This is a genomic window from Kribbella deserti, from assembly GCF_042434725.1.
In the GTDB taxonomy this organism is placed as follows: Bacteria; Actinomycetota; Actinomycetes; order Propionibacteriales; family Kribbellaceae; genus Kribbella; species Kribbella deserti.
Map to the genome: position 1 here is coordinate 45695 of NZ_JBHLTC010000028.1, position 21121 is coordinate 66815.

Sequence of the window (21121 nt, forward strand, 5' to 3'; positions counted from 1 at the left end):
GCGCTCACTGCAGACAGTCGATAGCCGTCCACGGGCTACCACCGGGGAGCTGGGTCCACGAAACCCACTGGCCCGCCGGCACGTGCTTGCAGTTCTGGGCGGTCGTTCCGTTCCGGTAGGGCTGTTTCGCCTGGCCGCTACCGGTGCAGTTCTTGTAGGTCAGGTTGATGTAGCTGCCGACCGGCGTCGAACGCGCGCCGCACGGCACAACCGGGTCGGCCGAGGCCGTGACCGGGTTGATCGCGCCAAGCCCGGCGAGCAACACACCCGTGGCCAGGGCGCGGCCGATCGTCGAGTTCGTCATATTCGGTCCTTCCGATAGATGGCGAGGACCTCGTATCCTGCTGGGCGCTCCATCGCGGGCAAACCACTTCGACCCGCGTCGAACGCGCAGCGCGAATTCGACCGTGACCTGTTCGTCTCAGTCGAATAGCTGGACCCGCGATTAGTCAGACGAAGGGAATGATGCGCTCGCCATACGCGGCAAGCGTGTCTTCCTTGCTGTCGTGCTGCAGGTAGACGGCGAACTGGTCGACGCCGACGTCCTTGAGCTCCTTCAAACGGGCCAGGTGATTCTCGACTGGACCGAGGATGCAGAACCGGTCCACCACCTCGTCCGGCACGAACGCCGTGTGCCGGTTGCCCGCGCGCCCGTGCTCGGCGTAGTCGTAACCCTTACGTCCTTCGATGTACGCCGTGAGAGCCGCCGGCACCGCGCCGGTCGAGCCGTAGCGCGCGACGATGTCTGCCACGTGGTTGCCCACCATGCCGCCGAACCACCGGGTCTGGTCCCGCTGATGGGCCAGGTCGTCGCCGACATACGCCGGCGCCGCCACGCAGAAGGTGATCGCGTCCGGATCACGTCCGGCCTCTTCCGCCGCGCGTCGTACGGCCCCGATCATCCAGGCGGCGATATCCGGATCAGCGAGCTGCAGGATGTACCCGTCGCCGACCTGGCCGGTGGCGGCCAGCGCCTTCGGCCCGTACGCCGCGACCCAGACCTCCAGCTGACCACCTTCGGCCCAGGTGAACCGGAGCTGCTTGCCCCGATACGTGACGGTCTGCCCGCAGGCGAGTTCGCGCACCACCTCGACGCATTGCTTCAGCTCGGCGATCGTGCCCGGCTCGGCCCCGAGCGTGCGCAGGGCGGAATCACCCCGGCCGATCCCGCAGACCGTGCGATTGCCGTACATCTCGTTCAGGGTGGCGAACTGGGACGCGATCACGGTCCAGTCGCGCGTGCCCGGGTTCGTCACCATCGGCCCGACCATCACCCGCGAGGTCGCGGCCAGGATCGCGCTGTAGATGACAAACGGCTCCTGCCAGAGCAGATGCGAGTCGAACGTCCAGACATGACTGAAGCCCGCGTCCTCGGCCTGGCGGGCGAGTTCCACCACCGCCTTCGCGGGCGGATCGTTTTGGAAGACCACACCGATGTCCATGCGTTCTCCTCAGACCAGGTACGACGAGAGGCCGCGCTTGAGGTAGCAGCCGTGACCCTTCCGGCCATGGTAGGTGCCGTTGGCAACGATCACCTGGCCGCGGGAGATCACCGTGTCGACGTGACCAGCGATCTCGTAACCCTCGTAGGCCGAGTGGTCCATGTTCATGTGGTGGGTGCCGGCGCTGATGTGGGTCCGCCCGTTCGGGTCGTAGATGACCAGGTCGGCGTCCGAACCGGGTGCCACGATGCCCTTTTGCGGATACAGCCCGAACATCCGTGCCGGGGTGGTCGCGATCGTCTCGACCCAGCGTTCCAGTGAGAGCCGGCCGTCGACAACACCTTGATAGAGCAGGTCGACCCGGTGCTCGACACCACCGATACCGTTCGGAATCTTGGAGAAGTCACCCCTACCGAGTTCCTTCTGGTCCTTGAAGCAGAACGGACAGTGATCGGTAGAGACCACTGCCAGGTCGTTACTGCGCAGACCCTTCCACAGATCCCGCTGGTGCGACTCGTACTTACTGCGCAGCGGCGTCGAGCAGACCCACTTGGCCCCCTCGAACCCGGGCGCGCCGAGTTGATCCTCCAGTGTCAGGTACAAGTACTGCGGGCACGTCTCGGCGAACACGTTCCGCCCAGCGTCCCGAGCCTCCGCGACGGCCTCCAGCGCCTTACTGGCGGAGAGGTGCACGATGTACAGCGGGCAGTCCGACGCCACCGACGCGAGCGCGATCGCCCGGTTGGTCGCCTCCGCCTCCAACGCGGCCGGACGGGTCAGCCCGTGGTGGATCGGATCGGTCTCACCCCGCGCCAGTGCCTGTTGCACCAGTACGTCGATGGCGATGCCGTTCTCGGCATGCATCATGATCATCGCGCCGTTGTCCCGCGCGGTCTGCATCGCCCGCAGGATCTGGCCGTCGTCGGAGTAGAAGACGCCGGGATAGGCCATGAACAGCTTGAAGCTGGTGATGCCCTCGTCGGTGACGAGCTGGTCCATCGCCTTCAGCGCGTCGCCGTCCACCCCGCCGAGGATCATGTGGAAGGCGTAGTCGATATGGCAGTTGCCCTCCGCCTTCTGATGCCAGGCCGCCAGCCCGTCCTGAACCACCTCGCCGGTCTTCTGCACGGCGAAGTCGATGATCGTGGTGGTACCGCCCCAGGCCGCGGCCAGCGTGCCCGTTTCGAAGGTGTCGCTGGCCGCCGTACCACCGAAGGGCAGTTGCATGTGCGTGTGCGCGTCGATGCCGCCGGGAATCACGTACTTGCCGGAGGCATCGATCGTGGTCTCGGCCTCGACCGGGAAGGCCGGATCCAGCAGCGCGACGATCTTCTCGCCGTCGATCAGCACGTCCGCGCGGTGCGATCCGGTCGGGCCGACGACCGTACCGCCCTTGATCAGCGTGCTCATCACGGTGCCGTCAGGTCGCCGTACGCGTCCGGGCGGCGATCGCGGTAGAACTGCCACCGGTCCCGGACCTCGGCGAGCTTCGAGAGGTCCAGGTCGCGCACGATCAGCTCGGGGTTGTGCGCGTCCCCGACCTCGCCGACGAACTTGCCCTCGGGGTCGACGAAGTACGACGTGCCGTAGAAGTCGTTCTCGCCGTACTCGCTCTCGATGCCGACCCGGTTGATCGCGCCGATGAAGTACTCGTTGGCGACGGCCGAGGCCGGTTGTTCCAGCTGCCACAGGTACGACGAGAGGCCGCGGTGGGTGGCCGACGGGTTGAACACGATCTCGGCGCCGTTGAGGCCGAGCGCGCGCCAGCCCTCCGGGAAGTGCCGGTCGTAACAGATGTAGACGCCGACCTTGCCGACGGCCGTGTCGAAGACGGGATAGCCGAGGTTGCCCGGGCGGAAGTAGAACTTCTCCCAGAACCCCTTCACCTGCGGGATGTGGTTCTTCCGGTACTTGCCCAGGTACTTGCCGTCGGCATCGATCACGGCGGCGGTGTTGTACAGCACGCCGGGTTGCTCCTGCTCGTACACCGGGAGCACCATCACCATGCCGAGCTCGGCCGCGAGGGCGCTGAACCGCTCGACGGTGGGACCGGGCACGGATTCGGCGTACTCGTAGAACTTGGGGTCCTGGAGCTGGCAGAAGTACGGCCCGTAGAACAGCTCCTGGAAGCAGATCACCTGAGCGCCGGCGGCGGCCGCCTGCCGGGCGTACTCCTCGTGAGCCTTGATCATCGACTCCTGGTCACCGGTCCAGTTCGTCTGCACCAGTGCCGCCCGCACGATCCCTGCCATGCCGCCTCCACGTCGAGTCCGCTGCCGAGAAGACCTCATGCTCTATCGCGGCCGGGGTGGAGTCAACGGTTATGCCGAAGTCGTAGCCGACCCGCCGGGCGGACACAGCGGAACGCCGCGAGTGGGCGGCGGGAGGCAGCGGGTGAGCCGGCAGGACGCGGCTCACGGCCGGTGGGAGGCGGGTGGCTCGGGCCGATGGGAGGTGGTGGGAATTCTCCGCGGGCCCGGACCCGGGTGATCAACGCCGTCACGAGGACGGTGACCTCCCCGGCCGGGACCCGCAGCACCGGGATTTCACCGGCGAACGGCGAGTCTACCGCCGCGACGGTAGACGTTGCCGTGGGCATCTTGTTCGGCCGCGTCGGCGGTCCAGCTCAGCTCGGGTCACGCGGGCACCCAGGGTGACGCGGTGGTCCGGCCGAGCGCTGGTGACGCGGCGGAATCGCTTGACTACAGGACGATCAGGGCGATCACGACGATCGCCACCACGACCACAGCGGCCACGATCGCGATGGTCTTGGTGTTCGACTTCGCCGCGGCGGCGGGCTCGGTGCCGCCCTCGTCCACGAAGGCCCGGAACATCTGCGTGCTCGCGCCGGGGTCCTGCTCGTTCTCGTTGTGGGTGTCAGCCATGGGCCGCACCCTACCTGTGCCACCGGTCGAGTCCGGGCAGGCGGCCCGAGCTGTACCATTTGGTACATGCGATTCGAGCACAGGTTCCCGGTCAACGTCCCCGCCGAGCGCGTGTGGGAGGTGTACAGCGATGTCGAGCGATGGCCCGAGTGGACCGCGTCGATCACCTCGGTCGAACGGCTCGACCCCGGCCCGCTGCGCGTCGGCGCCCGAACGCGCATCAAGCAGCCGCGTCTGCCCGAAGCCATCTGGACCGTCACGGAATGGCAGCCCGACGAGTACTTCGCCTGGGTCAGCACCGTCCCCGGCATCCGCACCACCGCCGGCCACCGGGTAGAACCAACCGCCACCGGCGCGCTCGTAACCGCCTCAGTCGACCAATCGGGCCCTCTCGGCCCCCTGTTCGCCGTCCTGCTCCGAGGCCTGACCAACCGCTACCTGTCCCTCGAAGCCACCGGCCTGCAAACCCGCTGCGAATCCCGTTGACCACCTCTCCCCCTAGGCCGAACCCAGGCGGTATGACGGACCGGGTTGGTACGTCGGACTCGGGTGGCTCCGGGGCGGGAGGTGGTTCGGCGCGGGAGCGGTTGTTGGTGGCGGCGATCGAGTACTTCGCGGCGCATGGGATCGGCGACGCCAGCCTGCGCACGATCGCGACGGGCGTCGGGACGAGCCACCGGATGCTGATCTACCACTTCGGTTCCCGCGACGGCCTGCTCGCCGAAGTGGTCCGAGTCGTCGAGGGGCAGCAGCGCGACACCCTTGCCCGGCTGACCGCCTCGCTCGACGTACCACTGCTGGAACAGTCGAAGCAGTTCTGGAACGAAGTGGTCGAGGCCACCTTGATCTATGGCCCGTTGTTCTTCGAGCTGTCGGCGCAAGCGATGCAGCGCAAGCCGCATACCGATGGACTTCGCGCTGATCTCATCCACGTGTGGCTGCCGCCGCTCACGGAACTCCTCATCCGCGCCGGCATTCCCGCTGCCGAGGCACCGACGTACGCCCGACTAAGTCTCGCCGCCGCCCGGGGCTTGCTCTTTGACCTACTGCTCACCGGCGAACGCGTCGAAGTCGACCAGGCCTCCACCTTGCTCAACACCCTCATGCTCACCGCAACCACCACATCCCTGCACAAGACCGCCCCCTGACCAATCGCCGTTGACGCGATCCGGTCCGTGGGCATCTGCAGGTGAGCGTGAGGGTGGCTGGCCACTGAACGATGGGTCGCCACCAGGGATTCCGGCGTGCTAATCCACCGGCAGCCGGCTCTTCTCGGCCGGCAGGGCAGTGAGATCCGGAGCAGCTCAGACGCCGGGTTCAGCAGGTCAGGCGCCCGGTTCGCTCGGGGTCGCCAGCCAGCCGGTGACGATCGGGAGGCGAGTGGCCCGGTGCACCGCGGTGAAGGCGAACGGGCGATCCAGATCGACCACAAGCTTGCGTTCACGTTCCATCGGCATCGACGTGCGCACCATGCCCATGGCGGTCACCGCGGCCGCTTCGAAGCCCTTCGCGAAGAACCGCGCCAGCACGGTCTGCTTCGCCTGCCCCAACCGCAACGGCGTCGGGCTGATCGCAGTGAAGTGTCCCTGCGCCCCAGGATCCGACGACACCGTGGTCAAACCGAAGAGCTCCGCCTGGTCGAGCAGATCGTGTTCCATCGAGATCGAGAACGACGGCAGCGACAACTGGACCACCGGCCGCGGGGTGGTGCTCATCGCCACCTGGACCGCGGGCGATACCTGCTCACCGACACCACCGCCGATGAGGTCTGCGCCCGAACGGCCGCCCGCCGGATCGGCCGCGGCCTGCAAGAGCCCGGCCAGTACGTCGTGCTGCCCGGCGCGGGGTTCGCCGATGGCCAGCAGGATGTCGACGTCGGCATCACCTGTCACGGTGGCGACGGTCAACGGGCCCGCGGCGGTGTCGTCGTACCGCTTGATGGTGGTGAGGTCGGCGTCGGTGCGGTTGAGCCAGTGCCAGGAACCGCCGGCCCAGGGTCCGTCGTACACCTGCTTGATCTGTTCGTTGAACGGGCGGACCCAGGTGGTGCGCAACGCGAGCGCCGTGGCCAGGACGACGGCCAGGTCCGGGGTGACCTCGATCGGCATCTGCTCGATCATGCCGTCGGTGTGCGCGGTCGCCCACGCGTCCAGCTTGGCCTTGTCGCGGACCGGATCACCGGTGAGCGCACCGACCAGTTCGGCCGGGACCACCTCGCCGAACGACTCGCTGAGCTTGAGCGACTCGTGCACCCAGACGCCGAGAGCCGCGTGCAAGTCGTGGGAAGTGTCGATGTCGCGGATCAGGCCGGCTCCGCGCGCCGCGGAGGTCTCCGGCGGCAGTCCGACGGCGGCGGCCAGCTCGGCGCGGCCTGGTTCGTCGGCCGCGGTGGCCATGATGGCGAGCAAGGGCCACAGCCCCAGCGCGGACATCACTGAGTTGCCTGCCGGTAGGCTGCGAGCCCAGCGGCTGGTCAGCGCGTGCACGGCCTGTCCGGCTTCTGGTTCCATGTCTGCCACTGAACCATCCAAGCGCAAATCGGCAGAACGGCCAGCACTTCTGACACTTTGCTGAAGCGGCCGAATGGTGCCAGGGCCCAGATTTTTGCCGGAATGACGCTGAGTTTCATTAGCGACTCCGTTCCGTTGTGATATCAACACGCGCCGTTCCCTGTTCCGGAACCGGTGCGGCATGCCAGGATTCGGCCTCATGAGCACGTCCGCCGACACCCCGCCCTCTGTCGAGGGGCCCGAAAAAGCCCTTGATACCGGCCACGCCCATGCCACCGAACCTGGTGCGCCCGACACGCCCGACGCCGGTCACAACCACCCCGAGGAACCGAAGAAGGAGTCGACGGCCTCGTCGATGGTCTTCACCGGCACCCTGATCGTGCTGGTGGTGCTGGCCTTGTTCGGGCGCCGGATCTTCGCCGGGCTGTTCACCGATGACGGCGTTCGCACCTGGGCCACGATGTTCGTCGGCGTGGTCGTGCAGGCGGTGCCGTTCCTGGTGCTCGGCGTGCTGCTCTCGGCCGCCCTGACCGCGTTCGTACCGCCGTCGTTCTTCGCCAAGGCGCTGCCGAAGCACCCGGCCCTCGCCGTACCGGTCGCGAGCTGCTCCGGCGTCATTCTGCCGGGCTGCGAATGCGCCTCGGTGCCGGTTTCGGCCGCGCTGATGAGCCGGGGCGTCACTCCGGCCGCGGCGATCGCCTTCCTGCTCTCGGCACCCGCGATCAACCCGGTCGTGCTGGCCTCGACGGCGGTCGCCTTCCCGGGCCAGCCGAGCATCGTGGTGGCGCGGCTGGTGTGTTCACTGGCCGTCTCGATGGCGCTGGGCTGGCTGTGGCTGGCCACCGGTAAGGGCGAGTCCTGGCTGAAGATCCCCAAGAACCGGCACGCCGAGGGCACCGGCAAGCTCGAGGTGTTCCGCTCCTCGATGCTGCACGACTTCCTGCACGCCGGTGGCTTCCTGGTGGTCGGCGCCGCCGTGGCCGCCACCCTGAACGTCGTCGTACCGCGCAGCTGGATGGACTCGGTCGCGCAGAACCTGCTGCTCTCGGTCCTGCTGCTCGGCCTGCTGGCCGTCGTACTGGCCATCTGCTCGGAGGCGGACGCGTTCGTGGCGGCCAGCCTGACCCAGTTCTCGATGACCGCCAAGCTGGCCTTCATGGTCGTCGGCCCGGTCGTCGACGTGAAGCTGATCGCCCTCCAGGCCGGTACCTTCGGTGGCAAGTTCACAATCAGGTTCGCCCCGGCCACCTTCGTGGTGGCCGTCGGCTTCGCCCTACTCGTCGGATGGTGGCTGCTGTGAGGCGTAACGTCGCTGGTCTGATCGTTGTCTTCGTCGGTGCGGCGGTGCTTCAGCTCGCCATCTCCGACACCTACTTGCGGTACGTCAAGCCCGGTATGCGCTGGATGCTGCTGATCGCCGGCGCCGTGCTGATCGTGCTCGCGGTCGCGGACGTGCTGGCCGATACCAAGAAGGACGGCCACGACCATTCGGAGCTGGCCGACGACGGGCACGGCCACAACGGCCTGCCGCGCGCGGCCTGGCTGCTGCTGGTCCCGGTCTTCGCGCTGCTGGTGGTGGACCCGCCCGCGCTCGGCGCCGACGCGGCCCAAAGACAATCGCCGGTCGCGGCCAAACCGATGGCCGCCAAGGGCAAGATGTGGCTGCCGAACCAGGAAGAGACCAGCGGTGCTCCCGTCGTCCTGCCGCTGCGCGACTACGCGGTCTGGGCGGTGTGGGAGAAGGACAACATGAAGGGCCGGACCTTCCAGCTCACCGGCTTCGTCACTCCCGGCAAGAACGGCGTCTGGTACGTCAGCCGGATCGGCATGACGTGTTGTGTCGCCGACGGTACGGCGTTCATGGTCGAGGTCCGCGGTCAGCAGGCGCCGCCGAAGAACCAGTGGGTCCAGGTCACCGGCCAGTGGGCCGAACCGACCAAGCGCGAAGACGGGGACGTGGCCGCCATCGACGGCACCACGGTCCGAAACGTGCAACCGCCGGCCAACCAGTACGAGTGATTCCACGCTCTGTCGCCGAGCTGATCGCGTCGGGACGCCGGGACTTCGTGCACTTCTGGGGTGAGACCCCCAGGAGTCCCGGCGTACTCGACGAGAGCTGTCTGAGCCAGTGGTGGCGTGCGCCGTTCACCGTCGACGGCTTGGTGTATCCGACCGCCGAGCACTGGATGATGGCGGCCAAGGCCCGGCTCTTCGGTGATGCCGAGGCCGAAACGAAGATCCTCGCGGCGGGTCATCCCCGCGAGGCGAAGGACCTCGGCCGGACCGTGCGCGGCTTCGATCGCGAGCGCTGGCTCGAGCACCGCGTGCCGATCGTTGCCGAGGGAAACCTGCACAAGTTCGGCCAGCACCACGACCTGCGCGCGTTCCTGCGCGGCACGGGTGACCGCATCCTGGTCGAGGCCAGTCCGGTCGACCTGATCTGGGGCATCGGCCACGCCGCGGATCAACCCGGCGCGTCAGACCCCACGCAGTGGCGCGGGCTCAACCTGCTCGGCTTCGCCCTGATGGCCGTGCGCGACCGCCTCGCGCTCGCGGCCTAGCTCCCAGCTGATCGGGTCGCTCAGGCTGCTCACGTCGCTTGCCCTGCCCGGGCCGCTTGGGCGGTTTCGGCGGAGGACCGTGGCGGCCATGCCCATGACGATGAGCAGTGCGGCGAAGGCGCGTAGAGGGCTGACGGCCTCGCCGCGCAGTAGCCAGGCGGCGGCCATGCCCACGACCGGGACCAGCAGGCTGAACGGCGCGACCGTGCTGGCGTCGTACTGGCGGAGCAGGTAACCCCAGGCGCCGAAGCCGAACAGGGTCGCGGCACCGGCCAGGTACGCGATCGCACCGGCGCCGGTGAGCGTGATCTGGCCGAAGGCCGGCTGCTCGAAGATCAGCGACAGCCCGAACAGCGGTACGGCGGCGACCGCGCTGACCCAGACCATGAAGCGCAGGGTGTCCTTCGGCTTGGCGTGCCGGGTGATCAGGTTCGAGACACCCCAGCAGGCGCCGGCCGCGATGACCAGCGCGAAGGCCGAACCGGGCGCACCAAGGCCCTTGTCCACCGCGATCAGGATCATGCCGCCGCAGGCGACGGCCACTCCCGCGAGCTGCAGCGGGCGGGGCCGTTCGCCCAGGAACACGATGGCGAGTAGCAGGGTGAACACCACCTGGCTCTGCAGGACCAGCGAGGACAGTCCGGCGGGCATGCCCTGGTCCATGCCGATGAACAGCAGGCCGAACTTCGCCACCCCGAGCACCACGCCCACGCCCACGACATACCGCCAGGCGACGCGCGGCGGGCCCAGCAGGAAGATCGCGGGCACGGCCGCCAGGGCGAAGCGCAACGCGGAGAAGAACAGCGGTGGAATGCCTTCCAGGCCGACCTCGATGACAACGAAGTTGACGCCCCACACCGCGGCGACGGCAATGGCGAGCAGGACATGGCGGGGATTCATACCGGCTAGTCTCGATGGCAGCACTGTTTAGCACTAGCGCGAGTTGCTACACCGATCACTGTAGGAGTACTTCATGATCGATCTATCCCGCTTGCGTGCGCTCCATGCCGTCGCGACGTACGGCTCGGTCGGCAGCGCCGCGGACGCCCTCGGTTACACCCCGAGCGCGGTGTCCCAGCAACTCGCGAAACTGGAGCGTGAGACCCGCACCAAGCTGGTCGAGCGCAAGGGCCGTGGCATCGCGCTGACCGACGCGGCCTGGCAGCTCGCGGCCACGGCTGAACAAGTCCTCGAACTGGTCGAACAGGCCGAATTGACCCTGGAGGAGCAACGCGGGGAGGCCGTCGGCGATCTCGTGCTCGCGGCGTTCCCCACCGCCGCCCGGGGTCTGCTGCCGCCCGCGCTGGTCCGCCTGATCGAGGCGCATCCGGCTCTCGACGTACGTGTGGCCGAGCTGGATCCGTTCGACGGACTCGCCGCCGTGGCGCGCGGCGAGGTCCACATCGCGGTCGTGCACGACTGGCACAACACCCCGCTGGCCCTGCCGGAAGGCCTGTCGCGGGTGAAGCTCGGCACGGACCCGGCCGACATCCTGCTGCCGGCGAGCCATCCACTTGCCGCCCGGGAGTCCTTGCGGGCCGCGGATCTGGCCGGCGAACGGTGGATCTGCCAGCCCGAGGGATCGATCTGCCACGACTGGCTGATCCGCACGATGCGCAAGGCCGGGGTCGATCCGGAGGTGGCGTACTCCGTCGGCGAGTACCAGACCCAGCTCGCGATGCTTGCCCAGGGCATCGGTGTCGGCCTGCTGCCCCGGCTCGGCCGTGGCCCGCTGCCGCCGGGGGTGGTCGCCGTACCGCTGCTGCCGGCGCCGAGCCGCCGGTTGTACGCCGCCTGGCGCACGATCACCGCCCGCCGGCCGGCCGTGGCCGTCACGCTGCGGGCCCTGCAGGACGCCTGGGTGGAACGCGACACCGCCTGAGTTCCAGCCTCGGTCCAGCCTCGGTAAGGGCTTCCCAGGATTCGGAGAGCTTCGTTACGATCACTTGGCGTGAACGATTGACACCTTTCCGGGGTGGTGGTGTACTTCCGAGCACTGTTAGGAAACCTTCCTATTCGTTTCGCGTAGCCCCCAGAACGTGAGCGAAGAGGCCCTCCGTCACCGCCCGAAGTAGGAGGCAGTCCAGTGAGATTCCCAAGATGGTGCGCAGCCGTAACCGGCAGCCTCGTCGTCGCCACCGGCCTGGTTGTTGTTGTGCCCCCAGCGACCACCGCCGCCGCCCCTGTCCGGTACGAATCCGAGAGCGCGCTGATCAGCCAGGGCGTGGTCGAGTCGAACCACGCCGGCTTCACCGGCTCCGGCTTCGTCAACTTCGACAACGTCACCGGTAGCTCGGTCGAGTACACCGTGAACGCGCCGACCACCGGCTCGTACACGCTGAGCTTCCGCTACGCCAACGGCACCACCACGAACCGCCCGATGAACGTCACGGTCGACGGCAGCCAGATCGCCGCCAACCTGGCCTTCAACGGGACCGGCGCGTGGACGTCGTACAGCACGGTCAGCACCACCGCCCAGCTCAGCGCGGGCACGCACAAGATCAAGACCACGGCGACCACGTCGAACGGCGGCCCCAACGCCGATTCGCTGACGCTGGACACCGGGACCGCCCCGCCCACCGGCACCACGCCGGTCGCGATCAACGGCCAGCTGCGGGTCTGCGGCGTCAAGCTGTGCAACCAGTACGGCAAGCCGATCCAGCTTCGCGGTATGAGCACGCACGGCATCCAGTGGTACGCGAACTGCATCAAGACCGCCTCCTTGGACGCGCTCGCGAACGACTGGAAGGCCGACATCCTGCGCATCTCGATGTACATCTCGACCAGCGAAGACGGGTACGAGACGAACCCGCGCAAGTTCACCGACATGATGCACAACTACATCGAGGAAGCCACCAAGCGCGGCATGTACGCCCTGGTCGACTGGCACCAGCTCAACCCCGGTGACCCCAACATCTACACCGAGCAGGCGAAAACGTTCTTCACCGAGATCGCCAGCCGGCACAAGAACAAGAACAACATCATCTACGACATCGCCAACGAGCCGAACAACGTCAGCTGGGCCGGTATCAAGAACTACGCCGAGCAGCTGATCCCGGTCATCCGCGCGCAGGACAGCGACGGCGTCATCTTCGTCGGCACCCACGGCTGGGCCTCCCTCGGTGTCTCGGACACCCGCAACGAGACCGACATCATCAACAACCCGATCCGGGCGACGAACTTCATGTACACGTTCCACTTCTACGCGGCCTCGCACAAGGACGAGTACTTCGCCGCCCTGTCGCGCGCGGCCGATCGGATTCCGTTGTTCGTTACCGAGTTCGGCACGCAGGAGTACACCGGCGACGGCCCGAACGACTTCACCTACTCGCAGAAGTACCTGGACTTCCTGGCCAGCAAGAAGATCGGCTGGACCAACTGGAACTTCTCCGACGACTTCCGCTCCGGCGCGGTCTTCAAGACCGGCACGTGCGCCGGTAGCAACTTCACCGGCACCAGCATGCTGAAGCCGTCCGGTGTCTGGGTCCGTGAGCGGATGCGGACCCCGGACGACTTCCCGACCAGCTGACCGTTCCAGGCAGGCGCCACCCCGCCCCGGGTGGCGCACGCCGGCAGGCGCCACCCGCCCCCAGGTGGCGCCTGCCGCACGGTGTCACGTTCCACAGGTTTTCCCCTGCCTCGTTCCGTCCACCGAAAGGCAGAGATAATGAGTAAGACAAGGATCGCCGGGCACGCCCTGCCGGCGTTGCTGATCGCAGCCGTGCTCGCCCCGGCCCCCCAGGCCACCGCGGCACCGATCCGCTACCAAGCCGAGACCGCCACCATCTCCCAAGGGGTGGTCGAGTCCAATCACGCCGGCTTCACCGGCACCGGCTTCGTGAACGCCGACAACGTGACCGGCAGCTACGTGCAGTGGAGTGTCCCGGTCGGTACGGCGGGCACAGCCACGTTGTCGTTCCGATTCGCGAACGGCACCACCGCGAACCGGCCTGCCGATATCACCGTCAACGGCACGCTGGTCTCCGACGAACTCTCCTTCGGCGGCACCGGCGCGTGGAGCACCTGGCAGACCCGGGTGATCACGGTCCAGCTGGCCGCCGGTACCAACACGATCCGCGCCACCTCCACCACGGCCGCCGGAATGGCCAACCTGGACGCGCTCGACGTCGACACAGCGCCCGCCCCGGTTCGCGGTACGCCGCAAACGCCGTCCGACGTCACCACCGGCCTGGCCTTGCCGTGGGCGATGTCGTTCCTGCCGGACGGCCAGTCCGCGCTGGTCACCGAGCGGGACAGCTTCCGGGTCTCCCGGGTCACGCTGAGCGGCACCCGCACGCTCGTCGGCACCGTGCCGAACACCATCACCACCGGCGGCGAAGGCGGCCTGATGGGCGTCGCGGTCTCGCCGACCTGGAACGGCACCACCGATCAGGCCGTGTACTTCTTCCACACCTCCAACGACAACGGCCAGAACCAGAACCGCATCGTGCGAATGAACTTCAACGGCAGTTCGCTGTCCGGCCGGACCGTGATCGTATCGGGTATCACCAGCGCCCAGTACCACAACGGCGGCCAGCTCAAGTTCGGTCCCGACGGCTACCTGTACGCGACCACCGGTGACGCGCAGAACACCGCCCTCGCCCAGAACACCAACTCCCCCAACGGCAAGATCCTGCGCTTCACCACCAGCGGCCAGCCCGCGCCGGGTAATCCCTGGGGCAACCTGGTCTACAGCCGCGGCCACCGCAATCCGCAAGGCCTCGCGTGGGATTCGGCCGGCCGCCTCTGGTCGTCCGAGCTGGGCAACACCGCGCTGGACGAGCTCAACCTGATCATCTCCGGCCGCAACTACGGCTGGCCCACGTGCGAAGGCCCGTGCAACGTGGCCGGGATGGAGAACCCGAAGCGCACCTGGACCACCGCCGAGGCCTCGCCGAGCAGTCTCGCCATCGTCAACGACACGGCGTACGTCGCGGCCCTGCGCGGGCAGCGGCTCTGGCGGGTCGAGCTCAACGGTGACAGCGCCGGCGCCACCCAGGCGTACTTCCAGGGCACCTTCGGCCGCCTTCGTTCGGTGGTGAAGGTGCCGAACCAGAACACGATCTGGATCAGCACGTCCAACACCAGTAACGACCGGATCATTCGCTCGGAGATCCGCTAGCCGGTTTGGGCTGTCGCGATGCGGCTGGCGCCGCGGCCGCATCGCGACCGTCCGTTGGAACCGGCTCCGGTAGTTCCCCGTCCGACCTCTCGAGCGCGACCGACGCGGGGCGGTCCGCGCTCCCCCTCGGGGTCAGCCGGCGAGTTGGTGAAGGCGGCGCTCGGTTTCGTCGTCGGCCGGGGTGTACACGGTGGCGCGCACCTTGCCTGCTTGGGACAGCCAGAGGTTGGCTGGTTCGAGGCGGAGCAGGCCGACCTCGGAATTGCCGATCAGCTTGAGTTGCGCGCTCGGCCCGGCCACGTCGTACCGCTGCCACAGATTGGCGAACCGCGGTGACGCTGCCAGCAACCGGGCGGTGAAGTCCTGCCACGCCGGGTCACCGAGGTGGTCCGCCAACGCCGCGCGATATCCCGCCACCAGGCGCAGCACGATGTCGTCCGCGTCGATGAACCTGCACTTCCACTCGGTCTCGTTGAAGGCCAGCCAGACAATGTTGCGCTCCTCGACCGGAACCTCGTCGAGGTTCACGATGGCCTTCGCGTACGCCTCGTTGTAGGCGAGTACGTCGTACCGGGCGTTGACGACAAAGGCCGGGTACGGCGAGACCTGGCGCAGGAGGCGATGAACCGACGCGGGCAGCGCCGTGCAGTCGCCTTTGAAAGGCCCGAGCGGAATACCCGCCAGTGTGAAGAGGTGGTTGCGCTCGAGGCGGTCCAGCCGCAGGGTGCGCGCGATGGCCTCGACGACCTGCGCCGAGACGTTGATGTCGCGGCCCTGCTCGAGCCAGGTGTACCAGGTGACGCCGACACCCGCGAGCAGCGCGACCTCCTCGCGGCGAAGACCCGGCGTACGGCGACGACCGCCCGGGGCTAGTCCGACCTCTTCGGGCTGGATCCGCTCGCGCCGGCTGCGCAGGAACGCGCCCAGCTCCTCATGACGGGTGACCACGGCCCTCTGGATGCTGCTCGTTGCCTCTTGAGTGGTGCGGGTGGCAGCGGTTTTGCCGGCGGCGCGGTTTTTGTCGGCGGCGGGTGGCACACTCAGGCTCATGGTCACACCGCCTATGGTCGCCCGGCTGATCACCGGTTGCCAGGTGCTGGTGGTACCAGGATAAGCAGGCTCTCACTACCTGGATCGGAGCAGCGTCAGGCTGATCGACATGACCTCACAGACCCTGCCGGCCGCCGCTAGGCCCGAGGCGCCGGCGCTTGGCCCCGTGGCCCTCACGACGCTGCTGTTCGGCGCGTTCCTGCCGATGCTGTCGTTTTTCATCATCAACGTCGCCCTGCCCGCGATCGGCTCCGACCTGCGCGCCAGTACGGGTGAGCTGCAACTGGTGGTGGGCAGCTACGGCATCGCGAACGCGACGTTGCTCGTGGTCGGCGGCCGGCTCGGTGACGGCTTCGGCCGAAAACGCTTGTTTCTCTGGGGTTTGGCGGGCTTCACGCTGACGTCACTGCTGTGCGCCATCGCGCCGACCATCGGCGTACTGCTTGCCGCGCGGGCGATTCAGGGTGCGTCCGCCGCCGCGATGACCCCGCAGGTCCTGTCGAAGATCAGCAGCCTGCTGACCGGCGCGCACCGGGCTCGCGCGATGGCGATGTTCGGCGTCGCGGGTGGTCTGGCCGCCGCGCTCGGGCAGATCCTCGGCGGTGTGCTGGTCTCGGCCGACCTGTTCGGCCTCGGCTGGCGAGCGGTCTTCCTGGTGAACGTTCCGGTCGGCCTGGTCGCGATCGCGCTGGCCATTCGCCTGCTGCCCGAAACGCGTGCGACGAACCGCCTGCCGGTGGACGGCGTTGGCGCGGGTCTGCTCGCGCTCACCCTGGTCCTGTTGCTGCTGCCGCTGACCGAAGGCCGTCCGCTTGGCTGGCCGTTGTGGACCTGGCTCTGCCTCGCCGCGGTCATCCCGATGGGGATCGCGCTGGCCCTGCACCAACGTCGTACGGAACGCAGCGGCGCCGTTCCCCTCATTCCGCCGTCGGTGCTCAAACTCCGGCCGATGCGGATCGGGCTGGTGCTGGCGCTCGGGTTCTTCACCACCTTCGGCGGCTTCATGTTCGTGTTCGCCCTCGCGACGCAGGGCGAGGCCGGGATGACGCCGCTTGAAGGCGGTCTGAGCCTGCTGCCGATGGCGATCGGCTTCCTGGTCACGTCGATCTACGGACCACGCCTGCAGGTGCGGTACGGCGCGGGCCTGATCGTGCGCGGCTGGCTGGTGCAGAGCGTGGGTTACGCCGCGCTCGGCGTGGTCGCGCTGACGCTCTGGCCGGAGGTGACTCCGCTGACGATGACCCTGCCGCTGCTGGTGGCCGGGTTCGGCGGTGGGCTGGTGATGGTGCCGCTGATCGGGGTAGTGGTCGGCCAGGTCCCGCCGCAGCAGGCCGGCCTGGGCAGCGGAATTCTCCTGACCAGCCAGCAGACCTGTATCGCCCTCGGCGCGGCCACTGTTGGTACGGCGTATCTGGCCCTGGCCTCGACGTCGTGGGGCCAAGGCGGCGCGCTGGCCGCGGTCTGCCTCGCCATCGTCGCCATCAGCGTGGCGATGGCCCCGGTGACCACCCGCCTCGGGCGCTAGATCAGGTCGAGCCCGCGGCGGTTGGTTCTACGCCGCGGGCTGTTGCGGTGGCTTTGGCGGGGGTCAGTTGTCGGCGTGTCAGTTGGCGTCGGCGGCGGTTTGGCCGGTGCGGCGCCAGCGGATGCCGGCCTCGACGAAGTCGTCGATCTCGCCGTCGAAAACGCCGCTGGTGTTACCCGACTCGTACAGCGTGCGCAGATCCTTGACCATCTGGTACGGGTGCAGCACGTACGAGCGCATCTGGTCACCCCACGAGCCCTGGACGTCACCGCGCAGGGAGTCGATGTGGGCGCGCTCTTCGGCCTTCTTCAGCGCGAGCAGCTTGGCCTTCAGGATGACCATCGCGGAGGCCTTGTTCTGCAGCTGGGACTTCTCGTTCTGGCAGGACACGACGGTGCCGGTCGGAATGTGCGTGATCCGGACGGCGGAGTCGGTGGTGTTGACGCTCTGCCCACCGGGACCGGAGGAGCGGTAGACGTCGATGCGCAGCTCCTCCTCCGGTACGTCGATCTCATCGGTCTGCTCCAGCACCGGGACCACCTCGACCGCGGCGAACGAGGTCTGCCGGCGGCCCTGGTTGTCGAACGGCGAGATCCGGACCAGCCGGTGCGTGCCCGACTCGACACTCAACGTGCCATAACCGTACGGCGCCTTGACGGCGAAGGTGGTCGACTTGAGACCGGCCTCTTCCGCGTACGACGTGTCGTAGACCTCGGTCGGATAACCGTGGCGCTCGGCCCAGCGCAGGTACATCCGCTGCAGCATCTCGGCGAAGTCCGCCGCGTCGACACCACCGGCGCCGGAGCGGATCGTCACCAGCGCCTCGCGCTCGTCGTACTCGCCCGAGAGCAGGGTGCGCACCTCGAGCGACTGGATCGACTTGGTCAGCGAGGCGATCTCGCGCTCGGCCTCGGCGAGGGTGTCCGCGTCGTTCTCGTCGCGGGCCAGCTCCACGAGCACGGCGAGATCGTCGACGCGGGTACGCAGGCTGCCAACCCGCTCCACGTCGGCCTCGAGCCGGGACAGCCGGGAGGTCACCTTCTGCGCGTTCGCCTGGTCGTTCCACAGGTCGGGCGCGGCGACCTCCTCGCCGAGCGCGGCGATCTCCCGCTGCATCGCGGGCAGGTCGAGAACTTTCTCGATGGACGTCAGGGTGCCGTCGAGAGCCTTCAGGTCAGCGTCGAAATCAGGTCCAGCCACAACGAGGTAGCCTACGCCACCGGCAAAGTGCTGCGCGTCAGCTTTCCCGTCGTTCGCCTCAGCTTGCCGCTCCTCCGGCTCGGCTTCCTGGCCCTCCGGCTCAGTTTTCCGCTCCGGAGGCCCCGAGCGCCGCGAAAACCTCGTCGATCGCCTTCTCCAGGTCCTTGGTCGCACGGGCCAGCTGGCGGGCGCTCGCCTCTTCCGCCGGCATCAACCGGGCCAGTTCCTGCTCGAGCACCTTCTGGGCCGCGCCGTACTGCGCCGCGACCAGGCGCGCGATCAGCGGCGACATCGCGGCGTCCCGTTCCAGCAAGGCCTCCGCGAGCAGGTCTTCCATGGTCTGGGCGTTCTGCCGGACCCGGGCGAGCAAGGCCGAGCTGCCTTCGATCGTCTGGTTGAACCGCGGCCAGGTGGCCAGGTACCCGAGCTCGTGCCGCTGCCGGATCGCCGCCAGGTAGTGCCTGAGCAAGGTCGCCAAGGGCGGCTCGCCCGGTGGCGCCGTACGGATCGCCTCGGCCGGACCTGTGACCCAGCTCGCGTCATCGAAGAAGAGATCTTCCTTGGTCGGGAAGTGGTTGAACACGGTCTGCACGGCTACATCCGCGGCCGCCGCGACCTCCGCCACCGTCACCCCGTCGAACCCGCGCGCCATGAACAGCCGAGTCGCCACATCCGAGATCGCCTGGCGCGTGAGCTGCTTCTTGCGCTCGCGTCGGCCCAATTCCGTCACGGCAGAAACCTAGCGGATGTGCTTTACTCATCCCAATAATGTAGCCACTACATCTTTGGAGTTACACCATGACCGTGGTAATTCTCGGCGCGCGCGGCAAGATCGCCCAGCACGTCGCCACCGGACTCCAGGCCCGGGAGATCCCCGTCCGGCTCGGCACGCGGACAGGCACGGGCCAACCCGCCCGACGGGGCGCGTCGCCGTTGCCTGACGGAGCGCTGGAGTTCGATCCGGCCGATCCCGGCTCGATCCTCGAAGGCGCCGAACAGGTCTTCCTGTACGCCGATCCGGCCACCGCCCCGGCCTTCGTCGCCGCGGCCGATCAGGCCGGCGTCAAGCAGGTCGTACTGCTCTCGTCCGCCGCCTCCCAGGCCGGCACCACCGACGCCGCGGCTGATCCACACGGCACCGCGGAGGCCATCGTCGCGACCGGCCCGTACGCGACGACGTTCCTCCAGCCAGGTGCGTTCATGTCGAACGCCCTCTTCTGGGGTTATTCGATGCGCACGACCGGGGAGGTTCGCATTCCTTACCTGGACGCCGAGGAGGCCCCGATCCACGAACGCGATATCGCCGACGTCGCGATCGAGGTGCTCAGTGCCGGACCGGGCGCTGAGCACGACGGGCGCGGATACGAACTGACCGGGCCTGAATCGATGACCCGGCGGCGGCAGCTCGAACTGATCACCGAGGTACTCGGCGTGCCGGTCAAGATGGCCGAGCTGACCCCGGCCGAGGGCCGAGCCGAACTCGCCGCCGTCATGGGCGACGGCCCCCAACTCGACTCCCTGATGTCCTACTGGGCCTCCCGCGTCGGCAACCCTCACCCCACCAACACCAACGTCACCGCCCTAACCGGCCACCCCGCCCGCCCCTTCACCACCTGGCTGACCGACCACGCCTCCACCTTCACCTCCTAACAGTGATGACGCGCTGCCAGCGAGGACAGCTCCACAACTGCCGCGCGCCTCGGCTCCGACGCCGACGACGCAACGCGACGCGCTCAGCGATCGGCGCCCGCGGTACCAGGGCCCTGCCAGTACGACGATCCGGGCGACGGCCGGACCACCCTGCGAGTGGCTGGCCATCGGCGAGGTGGGTTACCACCTCGGAATCCCAGGTGGTAACCCACCGTCGGCGTGGCCAGCCACTCCCACGACACCGCGGGCGGGACGCGGCGTACCGCATCTCACGGCGGCGGGGCGGGGCGGGGCGGGGCGGGGTAGATCGTCGTCGGCGAGCCGTTGGAGGGGCGACTTTCGGTGGACCGCTCATTGCCGTGTAGCCGACGAACTCAGCGGTGCGTGTGGCGTGGCCTGCGGGGTCCTTCGGGCGGGTGCGAGGAATTAGGGGCGAAGGCGTCCGATGGGCCGTACAGCTCCGCCGCGCGGGCTCGACCGGTGGACGACGTGGCTGCCGGTTGGTTGGTCGCCTGCCACCACCGCACGCCGTCGTACGTCGCGTTGCGTGGGTCAGCTGAGGGTGACTATGGCGGCGGCGGTGGCGGCTACTTCGCGGGTGGTGGTCCAGCCGGGTGGTTCGAAGGGGAGGTCGACAGTGGTGGTGAGGGTTACGACGACGGTTTGGCCTTCCACGACGGTGGACCAGGTGAGGTCGTCGAAGCTGGCGGTTGCGTTGACCGCGTCGAGGTATTCCGCGGTTAGGCGGCTCGCCGCTTCTGGGTCGATGTCGGCGGTTGGGCCGGACGTACCGCGGTGGAGGGCGAGACCGTTCGCGGCGGCCAGGACGGCGCCGTCGGCGGTGGCGTCGAGGTCGCGCCGTACTAGGAAGGTCTTCGAGATGTCCGTGACCGCGGCAACCATCAGCAGAACCACCGTCGCGAAGCCGATGATCAACACCGTCATCTGCCCACGCTCGTCCCGCCGACCAAACCACCTGCATCGTCGTGCAGCTCGGCGACCAAACCACCTGCATCGTCGTGCAGCTCGGCGACCAAACCACCTGCATCGTCGTGCAGCTCGCTGATCAGACCAGCGAGGTCGTCGTACAGCTCGCTGACTGAGCCGGTCGATCCGCCGTTCGGCGCGACGGGGAGGGCCGGAGTGACGGTCGGAGTGTTTGCTGGAGAGGCTGAG

At 68.1% G+C, this 21121-nt stretch carries 21 protein-coding genes; 10 read left to right on the plus strand and 11 right to left on the minus strand.

From position 1 onward, the window contains the following. Positions 1 to 4: 4 nt before the first annotated feature. The 5 genes from ACFFGN_RS21000 to ACFFGN_RS21020 all read right to left on the minus strand — a co-directional run bounded on the left by ACFFGN_RS21000 (position 5) and on the right by ACFFGN_RS21020 (position 4327). Positions 5 to 304, minus strand: a complete 300-nt coding sequence (locus tag ACFFGN_RS21000) for a hypothetical protein (protein ID WP_380050333.1) — start codon at positions 302 to 304, stop codon at positions 5 to 7. A gap of 145 nt (positions 305 to 449) precedes the next feature. After that, a complete protein-coding gene (locus ACFFGN_RS21005) occupies positions 450 to 1442 on the minus strand; it encodes a TIGR03842 family LLM class F420-dependent oxidoreductase (RefSeq protein ID WP_380050336.1) in 993 nt (330 codons plus the stop codon). Positions 1443 to 1451: 9 nt separating this feature from the next. After that, the gene (hydA, locus tag ACFFGN_RS21010; RefSeq protein ID WP_380050339.1) at positions 1452 to 2852 is read right to left on the minus strand and encodes a dihydropyrimidinase; all 1401 of its coding nucleotides are present in this window, start codon (positions 2850 to 2852) and stop codon (positions 1452 to 1454) included. Further along, positions 2852 to 3694: a nitrilase-related carbon-nitrogen hydrolase gene (locus ACFFGN_RS21015; protein ID WP_380050342.1), complete on the minus strand. Its 843-nt coding sequence runs from the start codon at positions 3692 to 3694 to the stop codon at positions 2852 to 2854. Before ACFFGN_RS21015 ends, hydA begins: the two co-directional genes overlap by 1 nt. A 450-nt stretch (positions 3695 to 4144) precedes the next feature. Next, positions 4145 to 4327, minus strand: coding sequence for a hypothetical protein (locus ACFFGN_RS21020; protein WP_380050345.1), 183 nt, complete (start codon positions 4325 to 4327; stop codon positions 4145 to 4147). 66 nt (positions 4328 to 4393) lie between these two features. Here ACFFGN_RS21020 and ACFFGN_RS21025 point away from each other — a divergent pair, with 66 nt between their 5' ends. Further along, positions 4394 to 4813, plus strand: a complete 420-nt coding sequence (locus ACFFGN_RS21025) for an SRPBCC family protein (protein ID WP_380050348.1) — start codon at positions 4394 to 4396, stop codon at positions 4811 to 4813. Between the two features lie 32 nt (positions 4814 to 4845). Beyond that, positions 4846 to 5475, plus strand: coding sequence for a TetR/AcrR family transcriptional regulator (locus ACFFGN_RS21030; RefSeq protein ID WP_380050351.1), 630 nt, complete (start codon positions 4846 to 4848; stop codon positions 5473 to 5475). Positions 5476 to 5652: 177 nt separating this feature from the next. On the opposite strand, the gene ACFFGN_RS21035 is transcribed toward ACFFGN_RS21030, so the two are convergent. Next, positions 5653 to 6837, minus strand: coding sequence for a serpin family protein (locus tag ACFFGN_RS21035; protein ID WP_380050354.1), 1185 nt, complete (start codon positions 6835 to 6837; stop codon positions 5653 to 5655). A gap of 199 nt (positions 6838 to 7036) precedes the next feature. Between ACFFGN_RS21035 and ACFFGN_RS21040 the strand changes: the two genes are divergently transcribed. The 3 genes from ACFFGN_RS21040 to ybiA are packed head-to-tail and all read left to right on the plus strand — an operon-like array spanning position 7037 to position 9398. Next, a complete protein-coding gene (locus ACFFGN_RS21040; RefSeq protein WP_380050357.1) occupies positions 7037 to 8137 on the plus strand; it encodes a permease in 1101 nt (366 codons plus the stop codon). Next, positions 8134 to 8856, plus strand: coding sequence for a TIGR03943 family putative permease subunit (locus tag ACFFGN_RS21045; protein WP_380050359.1), 723 nt, complete (start codon positions 8134 to 8136; stop codon positions 8854 to 8856). The genes ACFFGN_RS21040 and ACFFGN_RS21045 overlap by 4 nt, the downstream gene beginning before the upstream one ends. Then, positions 8853 to 9398 (plus strand): riboflavin biosynthesis intermediates N-glycosidase, encoded by a 546-nt coding sequence (gene ybiA / locus ACFFGN_RS21050; RefSeq protein WP_380050361.1) that lies wholly within the window; start codon positions 8853 to 8855, stop codon positions 9396 to 9398. Before ACFFGN_RS21045 ends, ybiA begins: the two co-directional genes overlap by 4 nt. On the opposite strand, the gene ACFFGN_RS21055 is transcribed toward ybiA, so the two are convergent. Then, a complete protein-coding gene (locus ACFFGN_RS21055; protein ID WP_380050364.1) occupies positions 9315 to 10298 on the minus strand; it encodes an EamA family transporter in 984 nt (327 codons plus the stop codon). The genes ybiA and ACFFGN_RS21055 overlap by 84 nt on opposite strands. 73 nt (positions 10299 to 10371) lie before the next feature. On the opposite strand from ACFFGN_RS21055, the gene ACFFGN_RS21060 reads away from it, so the two are divergent. The 3 genes from ACFFGN_RS21060 (at position 10372) to ACFFGN_RS21070 (ending at position 14520) form a co-directional block, all read left to right on the plus strand. Beyond that, positions 10372 to 11280: a LysR family transcriptional regulator gene (locus ACFFGN_RS21060; RefSeq protein ID WP_380050367.1), complete on the plus strand. Its 909-nt coding sequence runs from the start codon at positions 10372 to 10374 to the stop codon at positions 11278 to 11280. A gap of 204 nt (positions 11281 to 11484) precedes the next feature. Further along, a complete protein-coding gene (locus tag ACFFGN_RS21065; RefSeq protein WP_380050370.1) occupies positions 11485 to 12927 on the plus strand; it encodes a cellulase family glycosylhydrolase in 1443 nt (480 codons plus the stop codon). A 138-nt stretch (positions 12928 to 13065) separates the two neighbouring features. Then, a complete protein-coding gene (locus ACFFGN_RS21070) occupies positions 13066 to 14520 on the plus strand; it encodes a PQQ-dependent sugar dehydrogenase (RefSeq protein ID WP_380050373.1) in 1455 nt (484 codons plus the stop codon). Between the two features lie 132 nt (positions 14521 to 14652). On the opposite strand, the gene ACFFGN_RS21075 is transcribed toward ACFFGN_RS21070, so the two are convergent. Further along, positions 14653 to 15570, minus strand: a complete 918-nt coding sequence (locus ACFFGN_RS21075) for a helix-turn-helix transcriptional regulator (protein WP_380050375.1) — start codon at positions 15568 to 15570, stop codon at positions 14653 to 14655. A 109-nt stretch (positions 15571 to 15679) separates the two neighbouring features. Between ACFFGN_RS21075 and ACFFGN_RS21080 the strand changes: the two genes are divergently transcribed. Continuing rightward, positions 15680 to 17095 carry an MFS transporter gene (locus ACFFGN_RS21080; protein ID WP_380050378.1) on the plus strand — a complete coding sequence of 472 codons (1416 nt, stop codon included), beginning with the start codon at positions 15680 to 15682 and terminating at the stop codon, positions 17093 to 17095. 78 nt (positions 17096 to 17173) lie between these two features. On the opposite strand, the gene prfB is transcribed toward ACFFGN_RS21080, so the two are convergent. Both prfB and ACFFGN_RS21090 read right to left on the minus strand, forming a co-directional pair. Next, entirely contained in the window at positions 17174 to 18295 is a 1122-nt protein-coding gene (prfB, locus tag ACFFGN_RS21085) for a peptide chain release factor 2 (protein ID WP_380050381.1), read from the minus strand. Between the two features lie 100 nt (positions 18296 to 18395). Continuing rightward, entirely contained in the window at positions 18396 to 19025 is a 630-nt protein-coding gene (locus ACFFGN_RS21090) for a TetR family transcriptional regulator (protein WP_380050383.1), read from the minus strand. Positions 19026 to 19093: 68 nt separating this feature from the next. Between ACFFGN_RS21090 and ACFFGN_RS21095 the strand changes: the two genes are divergently transcribed. Further along, positions 19094 to 19945, plus strand: a complete 852-nt coding sequence (locus ACFFGN_RS21095) for an SDR family oxidoreductase (RefSeq protein ID WP_380050386.1) — start codon at positions 19094 to 19096, stop codon at positions 19943 to 19945. 552 nt (positions 19946 to 20497) lie between these two features. Here the strand turns inward: ACFFGN_RS21095 and ACFFGN_RS21100 are convergent. Next, on the minus strand, positions 20498 to 20890 hold the full coding sequence (locus ACFFGN_RS21100) for a Tad domain-containing protein (protein WP_380050389.1): 393 nt from the start codon (positions 20888 to 20890) through the stop codon (positions 20498 to 20500). Positions 20891 to 21121: the final 231 nt, after the last annotated feature.

Coding starts and splice junctions, on each gene's coding strand:
- ACFFGN_RS21040 (WP_380050357.1), top strand. CDS start 7,037: ATGAGCACGTCCGCCGACACCCCGCCCTCTGTCGAGGGGCCCGAAAAA.
- ACFFGN_RS21060 (WP_380050367.1), top strand. CDS start 10,372: ATGATCGATCTATCCCGCTTGCGTGCGCTCCATGCCGTCGCGACGTAC.
- ACFFGN_RS21080 (WP_380050378.1), top strand. CDS start 15,680: ATGACCTCACAGACCCTGCCGGCCGCCGCTAGGCCCGAGGCGCCGGCG.
- ACFFGN_RS21100 (WP_380050389.1), bottom strand. CDS start 20,890: ATGACGGTGTTGATCATCGGCTTCGCGACGGTGGTTCTGCTGATGGTT.
- ACFFGN_RS21005 (WP_380050336.1), bottom strand. CDS start 1,442: ATGGACATCGGTGTGGTCTTCCAAAACGATCCGCCCGCGAAGGCGGTG.
- ACFFGN_RS21075 (WP_380050375.1), bottom strand. CDS start 15,570: ATGAGCCTGAGTGTGCCACCCGCCGCCGACAAAAACCGCGCCGCCGGC.
- ACFFGN_RS21095 (WP_380050386.1), top strand. CDS start 19,094: ATGACCGTGGTAATTCTCGGCGCGCGCGGCAAGATCGCCCAGCACGTC.
- hydA (WP_380050339.1), bottom strand. CDS start 2,852: ATGAGCACGCTGATCAAGGGCGGTACGGTCGTCGGCCCGACCGGATCG.
- ACFFGN_RS21025 (WP_380050348.1), top strand. CDS start 4,394: ATGCGATTCGAGCACAGGTTCCCGGTCAACGTCCCCGCCGAGCGCGTG.
- ACFFGN_RS21070 (WP_380050373.1), top strand. CDS start 13,066: ATGAGTAAGACAAGGATCGCCGGGCACGCCCTGCCGGCGTTGCTGATC.
- ACFFGN_RS21020 (WP_380050345.1), bottom strand. CDS start 4,327: ATGGCTGACACCCACAACGAGAACGAGCAGGACCCCGGCGCGAGCACG.
- ACFFGN_RS21055 (WP_380050364.1), bottom strand. CDS start 10,298: ATGAATCCCCGCCATGTCCTGCTCGCCATTGCCGTCGCCGCGGTGTGG.
- ACFFGN_RS21030 (WP_380050351.1), top strand. CDS start 4,846: ATGACGGACCGGGTTGGTACGTCGGACTCGGGTGGCTCCGGGGCGGGA.
- ACFFGN_RS21000 (WP_380050333.1), bottom strand. CDS start 304: ATGACGAACTCGACGATCGGCCGCGCCCTGGCCACGGGTGTGTTGCTC.
- ACFFGN_RS21015 (WP_380050342.1), bottom strand. CDS start 3,694: ATGGCAGGGATCGTGCGGGCGGCACTGGTGCAGACGAACTGGACCGGT.
- ACFFGN_RS21035 (WP_380050354.1), bottom strand. CDS start 6,837: ATGGAACCAGAAGCCGGACAGGCCGTGCACGCGCTGACCAGCCGCTGG.